Source organism: Telluria sp. AZSoR62, assembly GCF_058111565.1.
The window spans coordinates 374,105-387,942 of record NZ_JBYTST010000003.1; the positions used below are offsets into that span (position 1 = coordinate 374,105).

At 68.3% G+C, this 13,838-nt stretch carries 13 protein-coding genes; 8 read left to right on the top strand and 5 right to left on the bottom strand.

Annotated elements, in window-relative coordinates:
- Window positions 1-139 precede the first annotated feature (139 nt).
- Entirely contained in the window at window positions 140-1,711 is a 1,572-nt protein-coding gene (locus AC3XQU_RS07655) for a Y-family DNA polymerase (RefSeq protein WP_489873547.1), read from the bottom strand.
- Window positions 1,641-2,348 carry a translesion DNA synthesis-associated protein ImuA gene (gene imuA, locus AC3XQU_RS07660; RefSeq protein WP_489873548.1) on the bottom strand — a complete coding sequence of 236 codons (708 nt, stop codon included), beginning with the start codon at window positions 2,346-2,348 and terminating at the stop codon, window positions 1,641-1,643. Before imuA ends, AC3XQU_RS07655 begins: the two co-directional genes overlap by 71 nt.
- 227 nt (window positions 2,349-2,575) lie before the next feature.
- Between imuA and AC3XQU_RS07665 the strand changes: the two genes are divergently transcribed.
- From AC3XQU_RS07665 to AC3XQU_RS07675, 3 genes are read left to right on the top strand one after another with little or no spacing between them, the layout of a single operon-like run.
- The gene (locus tag AC3XQU_RS07665) at window positions 2,576-3,814 is read left to right on the top strand and encodes a putative Na+/H+ antiporter (RefSeq protein WP_489873549.1); all 1,239 of its coding nucleotides are present in this window, start codon (window positions 2,576-2,578) and stop codon (window positions 3,812-3,814) included.
- A gap of 16 nt (window positions 3,815-3,830) precedes the next feature.
- The gene (hepT, locus tag AC3XQU_RS07670) at window positions 3,831-4,247 is read left to right on the top strand and encodes a type VII toxin-antitoxin system HepT family RNase toxin (protein WP_489873550.1); all 417 of its coding nucleotides are present in this window, start codon (window positions 3,831-3,833) and stop codon (window positions 4,245-4,247) included.
- Window positions 4,248-4,270: 23 nt separating this feature from the next.
- Window positions 4,271-4,765, top strand: coding sequence for a hypothetical protein (locus AC3XQU_RS07675; RefSeq protein ID WP_489873551.1), 495 nt, complete (start codon window positions 4,271-4,273; stop codon window positions 4,763-4,765).
- A 34-nt stretch (window positions 4,766-4,799) separates the two neighbouring features.
- On the opposite strand, the gene AC3XQU_RS07680 is transcribed toward AC3XQU_RS07675, so the two are convergent.
- On the bottom strand, window positions 4,800-5,888 hold the full coding sequence (locus tag AC3XQU_RS07680; RefSeq protein ID WP_489873552.1) for an endonuclease/exonuclease/phosphatase family protein: 1,089 nt from the start codon (window positions 5,886-5,888) through the stop codon (window positions 4,800-4,802).
- Window positions 5,889-6,135: 247 nt separating this feature from the next.
- Here AC3XQU_RS07680 and AC3XQU_RS07685 point away from each other — a divergent pair, with 247 nt between their 5' ends.
- Entirely contained in the window at window positions 6,136-6,597 is a 462-nt protein-coding gene (locus AC3XQU_RS07685; RefSeq protein ID WP_489873553.1) for a hypothetical protein, read from the top strand.
- Window positions 6,597-7,496: a DUF2145 domain-containing protein gene (locus tag AC3XQU_RS07690; protein ID WP_489873554.1), complete on the top strand. Its 900-nt coding sequence runs from the start codon at window positions 6,597-6,599 to the stop codon at window positions 7,494-7,496. Before AC3XQU_RS07685 ends, AC3XQU_RS07690 begins: the two co-directional genes overlap by 1 nt.
- A 19-nt stretch (window positions 7,497-7,515) precedes the next feature.
- Here the strand turns inward: AC3XQU_RS07690 and AC3XQU_RS07695 are convergent, their stop codons facing one another.
- Together AC3XQU_RS07695 and AC3XQU_RS07700 are read right to left on the bottom strand one after the other, a co-directional pair.
- Window positions 7,516-7,902, bottom strand: coding sequence for a VOC family protein (locus AC3XQU_RS07695; protein ID WP_489873555.1), 387 nt, complete (start codon window positions 7,900-7,902; stop codon window positions 7,516-7,518).
- A gap of 129 nt (window positions 7,903-8,031) precedes the next feature.
- Window positions 8,032-8,229 (bottom strand): hypothetical protein, encoded by a 198-nt coding sequence (locus tag AC3XQU_RS07700; RefSeq protein WP_489873556.1) that lies wholly within the window; start codon window positions 8,227-8,229, stop codon window positions 8,032-8,034.
- A 219-nt stretch (window positions 8,230-8,448) separates the two neighbouring features.
- Between AC3XQU_RS07700 and AC3XQU_RS07705 the strand changes: the two genes are divergently transcribed.
- The 3 genes from AC3XQU_RS07705 to AC3XQU_RS07715 are packed head-to-tail and all read left to right on the top strand — an operon-like array spanning window position 8,449 to window position 13,709.
- Complete coding sequence (locus AC3XQU_RS07705; protein ID WP_489873557.1) at window positions 8,449-9,027, top strand: DUF2760 domain-containing protein; 579 nt, start codon at window positions 8,449-8,451, stop codon at window positions 9,025-9,027.
- The gene (locus AC3XQU_RS07710) at window positions 9,024-10,883 is read left to right on the top strand and encodes an Hsp70 family protein (protein ID WP_489873558.1); all 1,860 of its coding nucleotides are present in this window, start codon (window positions 9,024-9,026) and stop codon (window positions 10,881-10,883) included. Before AC3XQU_RS07705 ends, AC3XQU_RS07710 begins: the two co-directional genes overlap by 4 nt.
- Before the next feature lie 6 nt (window positions 10,884-10,889).
- Window positions 10,890-13,709, top strand: a complete 2,820-nt coding sequence (locus AC3XQU_RS07715) for an Hsp70 family protein (protein WP_489873559.1) — start codon at window positions 10,890-10,892, stop codon at window positions 13,707-13,709.
- The last annotated feature ends 129 nt before the right edge of the window (window positions 13,710-13,838 follow it).

The following is a 13,838-nucleotide window of genomic DNA, read 5'->3' on the forward strand; positions in this document are numbered from 1 at the left end:
CTGATGTCTCGGTTGTCCGCACACGGTGTGCGAACACATGCCCCCAGTATCGGTCAATGCGGGTGATCGCGGCGCTCGCTTAGCGCTATGTTGAGCGGCAGCATTGAACAAAGCATCGATATGCGTGGCGCATCGAACGCTACCCGAACAAGCCATGCAGATACCAGCGCGGCTCGGCCTCCTCGCCGGCGCCCACCATGCGCTCGCGGTAGATCCAGTACAAGGCATGGTCTTTTCCTTCGGCGATGAAATAGTCGCGCGTTTGCGTCTCGCTCCACCAGCCGGCCTCGATGCGTTCGGGGGTCGAGGCGACCTTCAGGGGCGAGCCATAAAACGGGCGGTGGTCGCGCATCAGCAGGGCGATCGGCTTGGCCAGCAGCCAGCTCGGACGCGGCAGGCTGTGCACGTCCGGCGGCAGGCGCGCGGCGCGGTCGGCCGCGCGCACCTTTTGCTGCACCGGCACCCATTCGTTGGCGACCTCGGGGCGGTAGTCGGCCTGCGGCAGCGCCTGCAAGACATTGTCCGGGCCCAGGCGCGCCACCAGCAGTTCGAGCATGCGCATCCGGTCTTCCTCGGTGCCGCCCGGCTCGGGAAACAGCGACTCGGTCGGCGGCGCCATCGCCCTCACCTGCTGCGCTTCCAGCACCAGCCCGATGACCGGGGCCGGCAGTTCGAGCTTGGCCAGCCGTTCCTTGAGCAGGCGCACCAGGTGCTCGTCGCGCCAGGTCGGTTCGGCCAGCAGGATCTCGAGCGGAGTGGGCGCCATGGCCACCCGGCCGCGCTCGTGCTCGATCAGCAGGGTGATGCGCTCGACCGCGAGCTGGCGCGCACACAGCCAGCCGACCAGCTGCAGCACCAGGTGGTGGGCGCCGGCCAGCAGCAGGTCGGCCTGCTCGATGCGGTCGAACAATTCGAGCCGCGCGCGGAAGCTTTCGGGCGGCACGATCCATTCGAACAGCTCCGGACACATGCCGTAGGCCGCATCGAGGGTATCGAGCAGCGCCCGCCCGCAGCGCCGCTGCAGGCCGGGACGCGGCAGGCGCCGCAGCTCGCCCAGGCGCTCGCAGCCGATGCCGTCGAACCAGGCAAGATAAGGCCGGGCCGGGAGCAGCAGCGCCACCGGCAGGCGGTCGAGGCGGCGCTCGAGCGTGGCCATCTTGACCGTGCGGCAGCCCCGCCGGGCAGCGCCTGTCCTGGCGCCGCCATGACCACTGCCGCCATTGCCGCCGGCCCCGCTGCCGGCATGAGCACCCGCGCCAAGGCCACCGTGGCGCGCCAGCAGCCAGGCCGCCCGCGCCGTCGGCGCGCAGCTGACCGAAGCGGTAAAACCCAGCGCCCGCAAATTGGCGCGCACCCGCGCGCACAGGGCGCGGATGCCGCCGAACAGGCGCAGGCTGGCGCCGATGTCCATCAACAGCGTCGCCTCTTCGTCTTGCGCCACCTGCGGCGTGTATTGCAGCATCGCCAGCGCGACTGCATTCAGGGCCTCGGCTTCGCGCGCGGCGCTGCGCTCGTACAGGCGCGCTTCGGGCAGGAGCATGAGCACCCCGCCGCGACGCATGCCCGGCAACACGCCCGCCGCGCGCGCCGCAGGCGACAGCGCCAGCACGCGTTCTTGTTCCAGCACGACACTGCCCGGGTCACTGCACCAGTTGGGGCTGAAGACTTCGAGCGGTAACTGGGGCAGGGACAGGCCGATCCACAAACGCATGTCGTTGCAGTAAAGAAGGAGTGAGGGGCAGGAACAGCGGCGCGTCGCGCTGCGGTCCCCGGCGTTTGACGAAACCGATATTCATGCCGCCGGCCGCCGGGCGCAGCGCGAGGCGCAGAGGCGCAGGCGAAGCGTCTTGCGCCGCGGCCAGCGGGCGGAGCATGAAAAACAGGGTTTCGCCGCTTTGGGCCGCCATGTGCAGGCGGCGCAGGCTTTCGCCGCGCGCATGGCCGGCCCAGAACAGCAGCGCGCCGCAACTGCCGCTGCGCAGCACCTGCTCGGCCGCCCACAGCGCGTCGGCGCTGCGGGTGGTGCGGATCCAGAGCAGTTGCGAGGGCGGCAGGCCCAGCGCGGCCAGCGCCAGGGCTTGCGGTGCATGGGGCGGCTGCAGCAGGACGATACGGCGCTCGGCGCAGGCTTGCAGGGCCGGGCGCAGCAGGCGCATCTCGCCGATGCCGGGCTGTTGTTGCAGGAGCTCGACGAGCGTGCCGCTGGGCCAGCCGCCGCCGGGCAGCTGGGACGACAGCGCCGCATGCCCGGTATCGACGCAGCGCGTGCCGGCATGGGCCAGTTGCGATGCACGCCAGAGCGAAGGATGCAGGGACTCGGGCGCCGCCAAATGAGGTGAGCAGTTCATGATGATCTAACAAAGTACTGTATAAACGTACAGTACTCGTTCGTTCTGGATTTGGCAAGACGTATTCATTTTGGACATACCAGTCGGGCCACTGGTATTGACAAAACTTAAACGCATGCGGCCCTGCGAAAACCCGGCCGTGGCAGCGAAACATGAAATAATGGCGGCTCGTCCATTTACATCCAGACAATGATCAACCTGTCTTCCGGATTCCACGGAGTCCGCCCATGACCACGCTCCAGCTCGTCGGCGCGGTCCTGTTCGCGATCGCCCTGGTCCATACCTTTTCCACCAAATTGTTCCACTCGATGGCGCGGCGCCATCCGCGCCATGCCGGCCTGTTCCACCTGCTGGGCGAAGTCGAGGTGGTGTTCGGTTTCTGGGCCTTCGTGCTGGTGCTTGCCATGGCACTGCTGGCCGGCGCCGATGCGGCCATCGGCTACGCCGAAACCCGCCAGTACACCGAGCCGCTGTTCGTGTTCGTGGTGATGGTGATCGCCGCCTCGCAGCCGGTGCTCGACGCCGTGCGCGACCTGCTGGTCATGCTGGCCCGGCTCGCTCCCGTACGCACCGAAGTGGCCCTGTGCTGGCTCGGCCTGGCGCTGGTGCCCTTGACCGGATCCCTGATCACCGAGCCCGCGGCCATGACCCTGGCCGCCCTGATGCTGGCGCCCCAGGTGTTTCGTCAAGGGATTCCCGAGCCCCTCAAGTACAGCGCGCTGGGCGTGCTGTTCGTGAACGTCTCGATCGGCGGCACCCTCACTTCCTACGCCGCCCCGCCGGTGCTGATGGTGGCCGGCGCCTGGGGCTGGGACAGCGCCTTCATGGCCAGCACATTCGGCTGGCGCGCGGCGGTCGCGGTAATGTTCAACGCCACCGTCGTCACGCTGCTGCTGCGGCGCCATCTCACCCCGACCGACACGGTCGCCGACGTGCGCATGCCCTGGCTGGTGTCGGCCGTCCACCTGGCCCTGCTGGCCGGCGTGGTGCTGCTCGCGCACCACCCGGTGCTGTTCATCGGCCTGTTCCTGCTCTTCCTCGGCTATACCCAGGCCTACCCGAAACACCAGTCGCCGCTGATCCTCAAGGAAGGCTTGCTGGTGGGCTTCTTCCTGGCCGGGCTGGTGGTGCTGGGCGGGATGCAGCAATGGTGGCTGCAGCCGCTGGTGTCCAGCCTGGAGCCCACTGCCCTGTTCTTCGGCGCGCTGGCCCTGACGGCAATCACCGATAATGCAGCCCTGACCTATCTCGGCTCGCTGATCGAGGGATTGTCGGACCAGGCCAAGTACATGCTGGTGGCCGGCGCGGTCGGCGGCGGCGGGCTGACCGTGATCGCCAACGCCCCCAACCCGGCCGGCGCCGCCCTGCTGCGCGCCGGCTTCAATGACGGGTCGATCGGCATGGGTGGACTGTTCCTGGGGGCGTTGGGCCCCACCTGCGTGGCGGCGGCCATGTTCCTGATCTAGCCTGGGGGAGTAAGCAATGGACGACGACATCCTGGTCGGCAAGGCCGGCACCATCGAACGCTGCTGCCGGCGCGCGCGCGAGGAATACGAAAAGGACCCGACCACGTTTGTCACCGACCTGACGCGCCAGGATGCGGCCACCCTCAACGTGATCCGCGCCTGGGAAGCCGCCATCGAGATGGGCGACTACGTGATCGGCAACGCCAGGCTGGGCCTGCCCCACGACGAGCGCAAAGTCATCACCCTGCTGGCCGAGCACGGCTGGATCGAGGCGCTACTTGCCGAAGACCTCAAGCGCACCGGCGAATTCTGCCGCGCCGAATGGGATTACCAGGAAGCGCCGCTGCCGGCCCTGGTCACCATCATCAAGCGCGGGCTGGACGATTTCACGGTGTATGCGGCGGCGCTGGTGAGCGGCGCCACCACGGCCTAGGCGCCACTGCCAGCCGGGACGCGATGAACCTGCACGAGCCGCACTACGCCTTACAGGTCCTGCCCGGATGGCATCCGATGCGTGCCTGGCGGCGGCGTCTGGTGCGCAAGGGCCATCCCCTGCCCGTCGTGGTGAACGGCGACGCCCTTGACCTGCAACTGGCGATCGGCCCCTTTACCCTGCTGGCCACCAGCTACGATTATTTCGAAGGATGCCAGCACTGGCTCTACCTGCTGCGCTGGGACGGCACCCCGGTCGACCAGTTGCGCATGCCCGACCAGTTCGGCGATATCCAGGACGTGCTGGTCCTGAACGACAATGAACTGTCGCTCGGTTATTTCGGGACCAACGACCGCTGGCGTCTTACCATCAGCGAGCAGGGTTTTCGCTCGTTTGCGCCCCAGGCACTGCTGATGCGGCCGAACCGTTTCCTGTTCGCCCGGCGTCACCTTTCCACGCAGAAGACGGCGGGCATTCCCTGGTCCTGTCCGTCGCCCGGATTGCCTCCGGGCGCGTAACACACTGCTGTCCAGCTCCCGCAGGCTCCCTACGTCAAGCCTGGGGCTCGTGCACGTCGTCCACTTCCACATCCTCGGCGGCAATCTTTTCATCGGCCAGCGCGTGGTCTTCCTCGTCCGCCGCCAATCCCTCCTGCTCGGCGCCGCGCGCCATGTCGTAGGTGAGTTCGACCAGCATCGGGAAATGGTCCGAGCCGAAATAAGGAAGCCGCTGGATATGCGACAGGGTGAAATGCTCGCTGTGGAACAGGTGGTCGAGCGGCCAGCGGGCGAACCAGTAATCGGCATGGAAGGTATTGAACATGCCGCGCCCGATGCGCGGATCGAGCAGGCCGCTGATCTTGCGGAACAGCCGGGTGGTGGTCGACCACGCCACGTCGTTCAGGTCGCCGGCGACGATCACCGGGATATCATGCCCGGCCTCGTCCACGCTTTTCGCGACCACCAGCAATTCCGCATCGCGCTGGGTGGATTCCTCATGCTCGGTCGGGCTGGGCGGCGTCGGGTGCAGGAAATGCATGCGCACCTTTTTCCCGCAAGGCAGCACCACCAGGGTATGGATCGAGGGGATATCGTCCTCGACCAGGAATTGCAGGGCGCTGTCTTCCAGCGGAAAACGGGAATACACGTGCATGCCGTACAGGTTCTCGAGCGGGCACTTGACCGAATAGGGATAGTCCGGCTCCAGCACGTCCAGCTTTTCCTGCCACCATGCGTTCGTTTCCAGGGTGACGAAGATATCGGGCTGGTGCTCGCGGATCAGGGCGATCAGGCCATCGGTATTCCGGTTCGGCATCAACACATTCGCCGTCAAGATACGGAACTGGCGGCTGATGTCCGTCTTGACGGCCACCTTGACCTCGAGCGGGAACGCTTTGGTGTACGGAATGATCCACCAGGCCTGGTATGCCAGGCAGGCAGCGTTGACGACCAGCAGCAAGTGGTTGGCAGGGTCTTCCCAGCCAAGAAAGGCGAGCTGGCCGGCCAGCACGGCCAGCGACAGGATCGCCAGTTGCAGGCGGGGAAAATCCCAATCGCGAATCCACCACACTGGATTGCGTAGCAGCGGCAGCAGCGTCGCCAGGACGATCACGGCAACCAGGGTCGCGAAAATAGGTAGCATGGCAGTCTCGGAGGCAGTTAATCAGCTCATCACACAATGCGATGCGCCGAGTATGCGGCGTCCCGATACGGCAGTCTGTGCGCTAGCGTGCGTAAACGCATACGATTATTCAAATGCCAACTTGTTGGCCGCGCCCTGCTCCCGTCTGCTTACAGCTACTTACATAAACCACCCCAGCCTGCCTTCTCAAGAGTGCACCGGGCTTGTACCATAGGCGCGATCCGGTTTTTTTCCTCGAAAGATGTCCATGAACTTCAGCCATTTCTCCCGCGCGCTCTGCCTGGCAGCCTTCGCAGCCGCCTGCGCCATCCCGAGCCACGCCACCAGCTTCACCTCCTCGGCCTCCAGCGCGGGTTCGGCCTCGTCGGGCAGCATCTCCGATTCGATCGGCAGCTCCAGCAACAGCTCCGGCGACGACAACAAAGTGGCGGCCGGCGCATACCGCGTGATCGACGTCGCCCAGGCCCCGGGCAAGGTGGCCACGACCCGCATGACCCTGCGCGCCGTGGCCGGCCCGGCGCGCGAGTTTTACCTCGACGTGCCGAACCGCGCTCTGGCGCAGCGTACCGTCGCCACCGGCGAGCTGGTGCAGGTCAGCGAGCGCGTCTACGGCTATGAATTCGCCCACGCCGACACCAGGCGCTCCTTCTTCCTGGCCCTGCAGGACGACTGGTACCGCGACCTCGCCTCGCGCAAAGTCACGGGCTGATGCTGCTGCGCGCTGCCGCTGCTGCGCTCCTGCTGGCCGCGAGCGCAGGCGCAGCGGCCGGGCTGCCCACCTTCTGCGAGCGCTCGCTCGACATCAGCGCCGCCGACCAGGACCGGGTGCTGCGCTTTGCCGGCGCCGTCAAGGGCGAGCTCGAGCGCTCCGGCGCCGGCGTGGCGCTGATCGCACGCGCCGGCCTCGACCTGAGCCGCTTCGGCCAGCTGTATTCCCACGCCGGCATCGCCCTGCGCGACAATCCGGGCGGCCCCTGGGCCGTGCGCCAGCTGTACTACGCCTGCGACGAATCGCGCCCGCGCCTGTTCGACCAGGGCGTGGCCGGCTTCGCGCTCGGGGCCGATGCGCCCTCGCGCGGCCATATCGCGCTGCTGTTCCTCCCCGAACAAGACGGCGCCCTGCTGGAGGCCGCCGCGCTGGACAAGCGCCTGGGCCTGTCCCTGCTCTCGGGCCAGTACAGCGCCAATGCCTATGCCTACGGCACCCGCTACCAGAACTGCAACGGCTGGGTCGCCGAGCTGCTCGCCAGCGCCTGGGGCCGCCTCGACGGCCGGGAGCATGCGCGCGAGGGTGCGCAGGCCTGGCTGCGCACCCAGGGCTATACCGCCGGGCCGGTCAGGATTCCCTCGCACTGGATGATGTTTGCAGGGCAGTTCGTGCCGCTGGTGCACATGGACGACCACCCGGTAGAAGATGCGCACGCTCTCGCGCTGCACGTGAGCGTGCCGGCCTCGATCGAGGACTTCGTGCGCCGCCGGGCGCCGCAGACGCGGCGCGTGGAGCTGTGCCATGACAGCAACCGCATCGTCGTGCGCCGCGGCTGGGAGCCGATCGGCGCGCGCTGCGAGCCGCAGCCGGGCGATGAAGTGATCAGCCTGGCGCAATAAGGCCAGCCGGCGCGGCTGTTTATTTGCCGGCGAGATTCAGGATGTTGCCATCCGGGTCTTTCAGCCAGGCGACCTTCATCCCGCCGCCGATGTGGATGTCGCCTTCCCGCCGCATGCCTTCCATGTCGTAGTGCTCGAAGATCGCGCCCTTCGATTTCAGGTCGACCACGATTTCCTCGATCTGCTCGCCGACATCCCAGGTGATGGCGGTAGCCTGGTTGGTACCGGCGAATTCGGACCGGTAGACATAGATCCGGGAATTCCCGCTCTGGAAAGACAGGACCTCGCCCCCTGTGCAATCGGCCGCCTCGCCTTCCTGCAATCCCAGCACCGTCGTATAGAACTCCCTTGCCTTCGCAATATCGCGCACCCCGACCGTTGCAATGGCATCCGCAGTGGACAACATGATCGCCTCCCTTGGCAGTGGAGCGACCAGCCTACTGCGATCCGGCGGCGCTGAGCGCACTACTGAGAACGTTTAGACAAGAAAAAGCCCCGCATCAGGCGGGGCTACGGGATGCTCGTGGCGCAGCGATTACGCTGCGTTGTCGGCCAGCTTGCTCAGCACGGCAGGCGAGACCGAGTCGCGTCCGCGGCTCATGCTGTAGAGCGCCCAGATGTCGCCGGGTTCGGCGCGGCGCAGGGCGGCCGGCGTCGGGCGGCTGAACAGGCCCTGGATGAAGTCGAGGGCAACACTGGCGATATTGGTCGAAGCTGGCAAGGTAAGCGACATGATATTCCTCACGGGCAAAAATTTGGATACCTCCAGTATGCGCCGTTTAAGATAGAAATCAAATTGCCATCCATGATGATCGTCATTCATAAATCAACTATCTTCTCGGCGCCGCGCGTGCGCTGCAATTGGCTGAACTGGTATCATGCGCGTTTTCCGGACGTCGGCCCCGAGGCTGTCTGACAGCGCGCCCGTCCTTCACCCTACAGAAGATCAAGAATGAGCACACCATCCAATTTGCCCTCCTTCTGGAGCCGGCTCTCGATCGCTTTTGGCAGTTTCTTCAAGTCGCTGGGCGACGCCGAATTCGCCGCGCGCGTGCGCGATGGCGGGGTCGGTCCCGCGGCCGCTCCGGCTCCCGCACCGGCGCCAGCTCCCGCACCCGCTCCGGCGCCCGCCGCGCCGGTGCTGCGCGCGCCGACCGCCGAATCGGCCCTGCAGTTGCTGACCCTGTTCCAGCGCGAAGCGCGCCTGATCGACTTCGCCCACGAAAACCTGGCCGCCTATTCCGACGCCGATATCGGCGCCGCTGCGCGTGTCGTGCACGAAGGCTGCGCGCGCGTGCTGCGCGAGCACTTCACGATCGAGCCGGTGCGTTCGGAAGCGGAAGGAGCGCGCATCACGCTGGAAGAAGGCTTCGACGCCGCCAGCGTGCGCCTGACCGGCAACGTGGTCGGCTCGGCGCCGTTCAAGGGCACCCTGTCGCACCGCGGCTGGCGCGCCGCCAAGGTCCAGCTGCCGCAGCTGGCGGAAAAGCACGATGCGCGCGTGCTGGCCCCGGCGGAGGTGGAACTGTGAGCGACGCCCAGCACGCACGCTACGCGATCGGTATCGACCTGGGCACCACCCACAGCGCCCTGTCGTATGTCGACCTGGAAGCCAGCGACGGCGAAAAGACCCTCGATGGCGTATTGGCCATCCCGCAGCTGAGCGCACCGGGCACGGTCGAAGCGCTGCCGCTGCTGCCTTCTTTCCTCTACCTGCCGCACCCGGACGAACTGGCGCCGGGCGAACTGGCGCTGCCATGGAGTGCGGAGGGTGAAACCACCGTTGCCGGCGAGTTTGCGCGCAGCCGCGGCGCCACCACGCCGATCCGCCTGGTGTCCTCGGCCAAGAGCTGGCTGAGCCACCCGAGCGTGGACCGCCGCGCCGCCATCCTGCCGCACGATGCGCCGGACGAAGTCGCACGCGTCTCGCCTTTGGAGGCCTCGACGCGCTACCTGGCGCACCTGCGCCAGGCATGGAATGCGGCGCACCCGGAGGCGCCCTTCGACCAGCAGCAGGTCACCGTCACCATTCCCGCTTCCTTCGACCCGGGCGCGCGCGAACTCACCGCGGAAGCGGCGCGCGCCGCCGGCTTTGCGCCGACCCTGCTGGAAGAGCCGCAGGCCGCCCTGTATAGCTGGATCCAGGGCAGCGGCGGCGCCTGGCGCAAGCAGGTCAAGGCCGGCGACATCGTGCTGGTGGTCGACGTCGGCGGCGGCACCAGCGACTTCTCGCTGATCGCCATCCTCGAACGCGATGGCAAGCTCGAGCCGCACCGCGTGGCCGTGGGCGACCATATCCTGCTCGGCGGCGACAACATGGACCTGGCGCTGGCCCACCTGGTGGCGCGCAAGCTCCAGGCGAGTGGCACCCAGCTCGATGCCTGGCAGATGCGCGCCCTCACCTACGGCTGCCGCAGCGCCAAGGAACACCTGCTGGCCGATGCCAATGCCACCGCCTATCCGATCGTGGTGCCCAGCCGCGGCTCGAAGCTGATCGGCGGCTCGATCCGCACCGAACTCACGCGCGAGGAAGTCACCGCCTTCATTACCGATGGCTTCTTCCCGCGCGTGGAAGCGAGCGCCCGTCCCGCCGTGCGTACCCGCGCCGGCCTGACCCAGGTCGGCCTGCCCTATGCGCAGGACGCCGCCATCACCCGCCACCTGGCGGCCTTCCTGGCGCGCCAGGCCGGCGCCACCGCGGAACTCGAAGGCTTCGGCGTCAGCCAGAATAGTCCCGGAAGTACCGAGCACAGCTTCCTGCACCCGAGCGCGGTGCTGTTCAACGGCGGCGTGTTCAAGTCCGCCATCCTGTCCCAGCGCGTGATGGATACCATCAACGACTGGCTCTACATGGAAGGCTCCGAGCCGGCACGCATGCTCGAAGGCGCGGACCTCGACCTGGCGGTGGCGCGCGGCGCGGCCTATTACAGCTATGCGCGCCGCGGCGGCGGCGTGCGCATCCGCGGCGGCACGGTCCGTTCCTACTACGTGGGCGTCGAATCGTCCATGCCGGCCATCCCCGGCATGGAGCCGCCGATCGAGGCCTTGTGCGTGGCGCCCTTCGGCATGGAAGAAGGCAGCGAACTCGAACTCCCTGGCCAGGAATTCGGCCTGGTGGTCGGCGAGCCGGTCACCTTCCGCTTCTTCGGCTCCACCACGCGCCGCCAGGACCGCATCGGCGAGGTGCTGGAATTCTGGGGTCCGGACGAACTGCAGGAATTGAACGAAATCCAGGCGACCTTGCCGGCGGAAGGCCGCGTGGCGGGCGACGTGGTGCAGGTCAAGCTGCACGCGCTGGCAACCGACACCGGCACGCTGGAACTGGCCGCCGTCGCGCGCGACGGCCAGCGCTGGAAGATCGAGTTCGACGTCCGCAGCGCTCAGTAAGCAGCAGTGAAGCCCCACCTCGTCAGCATCGACCTGGGCACCACCAATACGGTGCTGGCCTATGCCGCCCCTGGCGGCGCGCAGGTCGAATTGCTGGCGATCGACCAGCTGGTGGCGCCCGGCGAAGTGGCCGCGGCGCCGCTGCTGCCGTCGATGCGCTACCACCCTGCTCCAGGAGAACTCGCTCCCGGCGAACTCCAGTTGCCATGGCATGCGCAAGACCCGGCCGGGGTCGAACGCGTGGCGCTCGGGCGCCTGGCCCGCGTGCTCGGCGCCCAGACGCCGGGACGGCAGGTCGCCAGCGCCAAGAGCTGGCTCTCGCACGCCGGCGTGGACCGCATGGCGCCCATCCTGCCCTGGGGCGCGGTCGACGCCGACGTGCCGAAAGTCTCGCCGGTCACCGCCAGCGCGAGCTATCTGGCGCACCTGCGCGCGGCATGGAACACCCGCTTCCCCAAGGCGCCGCTGGAACGCCAGCAGATCGTCCTCACGGTTCCCGCTTCTTTCGACGAGGGCGCGCGTGCGCTCACGCTCGAGGCGGCGCGCATGGCGGGCCTGCCGCAAGTGCGCCTGCTGGAAGAGCCGCAGGCGGCGCTGTATGACTGGCTGTACCGGCACCGCGCCACGCTGGCCCAGGATCTGGCACAGACGCGCCTGGTGCTGGTGGCCGACGTCGGCGGCGGCACCACCGACTTCAGCCTGGTCAAGGTGGAAGCAGGCGCGGACGGCGGACCCGGGCTCACCCGCATCGGCGTGGGCAACCACCTGATCCTGGGCGGCGACAACATGGACCTGGCGCTGGCGCACCTGGCCGAATCGCGCCTCGGCGGGGAGGCCCAGCCGACGCGTTTATCGGCCGGGCGCCTGGCCCAGCTCATGGAGCGCTGCCGCGCCGCCAAGGAACAGCTGCTGGCGCCGGACGCACCGGAACAGGTGAAGGTCACCCTGCTCGGCTCGGGCTCGCGCCTGGTCGGCGCCAGCCGCTCCGCCGGCATCACGCGCGAGGACGTGGCGCGCATCGTCCTCGACGGCTTCTTCCCGCCCAACGAAGCGCAGGAGCCGGCCAGGCGGGCGCGCGCCGGCATCGTCGAATTCGGCCTGCCCTACGCGAGCGACCCGGCCATCACCCGCCACCTGGCCGGCTTCCTGCGCCAGCATGCGCAGGCGGCGCGCGAAGCGCTCGGCCTGCCGGACGACGGCAGCCTGCCGGTGCCCGATACGCTGCTGCTCAACGGCGGCGTATTCCGCGGTGCGGCGCTGGCGCAGCGCCTGGGCGAAGTCTTGTCCGGCTGGCGCGGCGCACCCGTGCACGTACTGCACAACGAAGACCCGGACGTGGCCGTGGCGCGCGGCGGCGTCGCCTATTCGCTGGCGCGCGCGGGACAGGCGCCGAACATCGAAAGCGGCTCGGCGCGCAATTACTACCTGCTGCTCGATGCCGGGCATGCGGGCGACAGCTTGCGCGCCGTCTGCCTGCTGCCGCGCGGCGCGCCGGCCGGCGAGGAACTGCGCCTGGAAGGCCGCAGCTTCGCGCTGCGCCTGGGGCGGCCGGTGCGCTTCCATCTGGTCTCCTCCACAAGCGATCCGGGCGGACGGCAGCCGCAGCCGGGTGAACTGCTCGATCTCCCGGCCGCCGACATCGTGCGCCTGCCGGCCATCTCCACCGTCTTGCGCAGCGATGGCGTAACGCGCACGGCCGAGATTCCGGTGCAGCTGGCCGCGGCCTTGTCGGAAGTCGGCACGCTCGAGGTGTTCTGCGTGGCCGAAGACGATGCGTCGCGCCGCTGGCGCCTGGAGTTCCAGCTGCGCGGCGAAGAGGATGAAGCGCTTGAGGACGCGGCGCTGCCGCCCCAGCTCGACGAAGCGGTCCTGCGCATCGACCGCATCTTCGGCAACCGTTCGCAGCAGGTCGACCCGCGCGAAGTGCGCCAGCTGCGCGCCTCGCTCGAGCACCTGCTGGGCGCACGCGAGCGCTGGACCACGCCGCTGCTACGCCGCCTGTTCGATGCGCTGCTGGCGCGCGCCAGGGGGCGCCGCCGCTCGGCCGAGCACGAGCGCGCCTGGCTGAACCTGGCCGGCTACTGCCTGCGCCCCGGCTTCGGCCATCCGCTCGACGAATGGCGCATCGAGCAGCTCTGGGCGCTGTTCGACACGGGCGTGCAATACCGCAAGGACAGCCAGGTCCGCGCCGAGTGGTGGACGCTGTGGCGGCGCGTGGCGGGCGGCTTGTCCGTCGAAGCACAATTGCGGCTGCTGGACGATTTCGCCTTCAATTTGCAGGCCGACGACTCGGAACGCGGGCGCCGTCCCGTCACGCTGGTCGATGGCACCGAAGACGACATGCTGCGCGTGGGCGCCTCGCTCGAACGCATCCCGGCCGCCTACAAGGCCGAGATCGGCGAATGGCTGATCGAGCAGATCATGAAGATGCCGGGCGGCGCCAAGATCGACGCCAGGGCCGCGGCCCGGTATGCCCGCTACCTGTGGGCGCTGGGCCGCGTCGGCGCGCGCCAGTCCTTCCATGGCGCCGCGCATGAAGTCGCGCCCGCGGCGTCCGCCGAAGCCTGGCTGGCCCGGCTCCTGGCGCTCGACTGGAAGAAGATCGAGCCGGCCGGCTTTGCCGCCGCCCACATCGCGCGCATGACCGGCGACCGCTCGCGCGACATCGCCCAGCCGGTGCGCGACGAGGTGCTGCGCCGCCTGTCGTCCACCGGGGCGCCGCCCGCCTGGACGGCGATGGTGCGCGAGGTGGTGGAACTCGACCAGGCCGTCGAGACCCGCATGCTGGGCGATGCGCTGCCGCCGGGCCTCAAGCTGCTGCGCTGACCGCTACTTAACAGAACACGAAGTCCTCGTTCGACGCCGGCACGGCGCGCACCACGTCGCCGAACACCAGCCAGGCCGACCCGGCAACCCCGGCCACCGACAGGACCCACAACAAGAATGCAGACATGA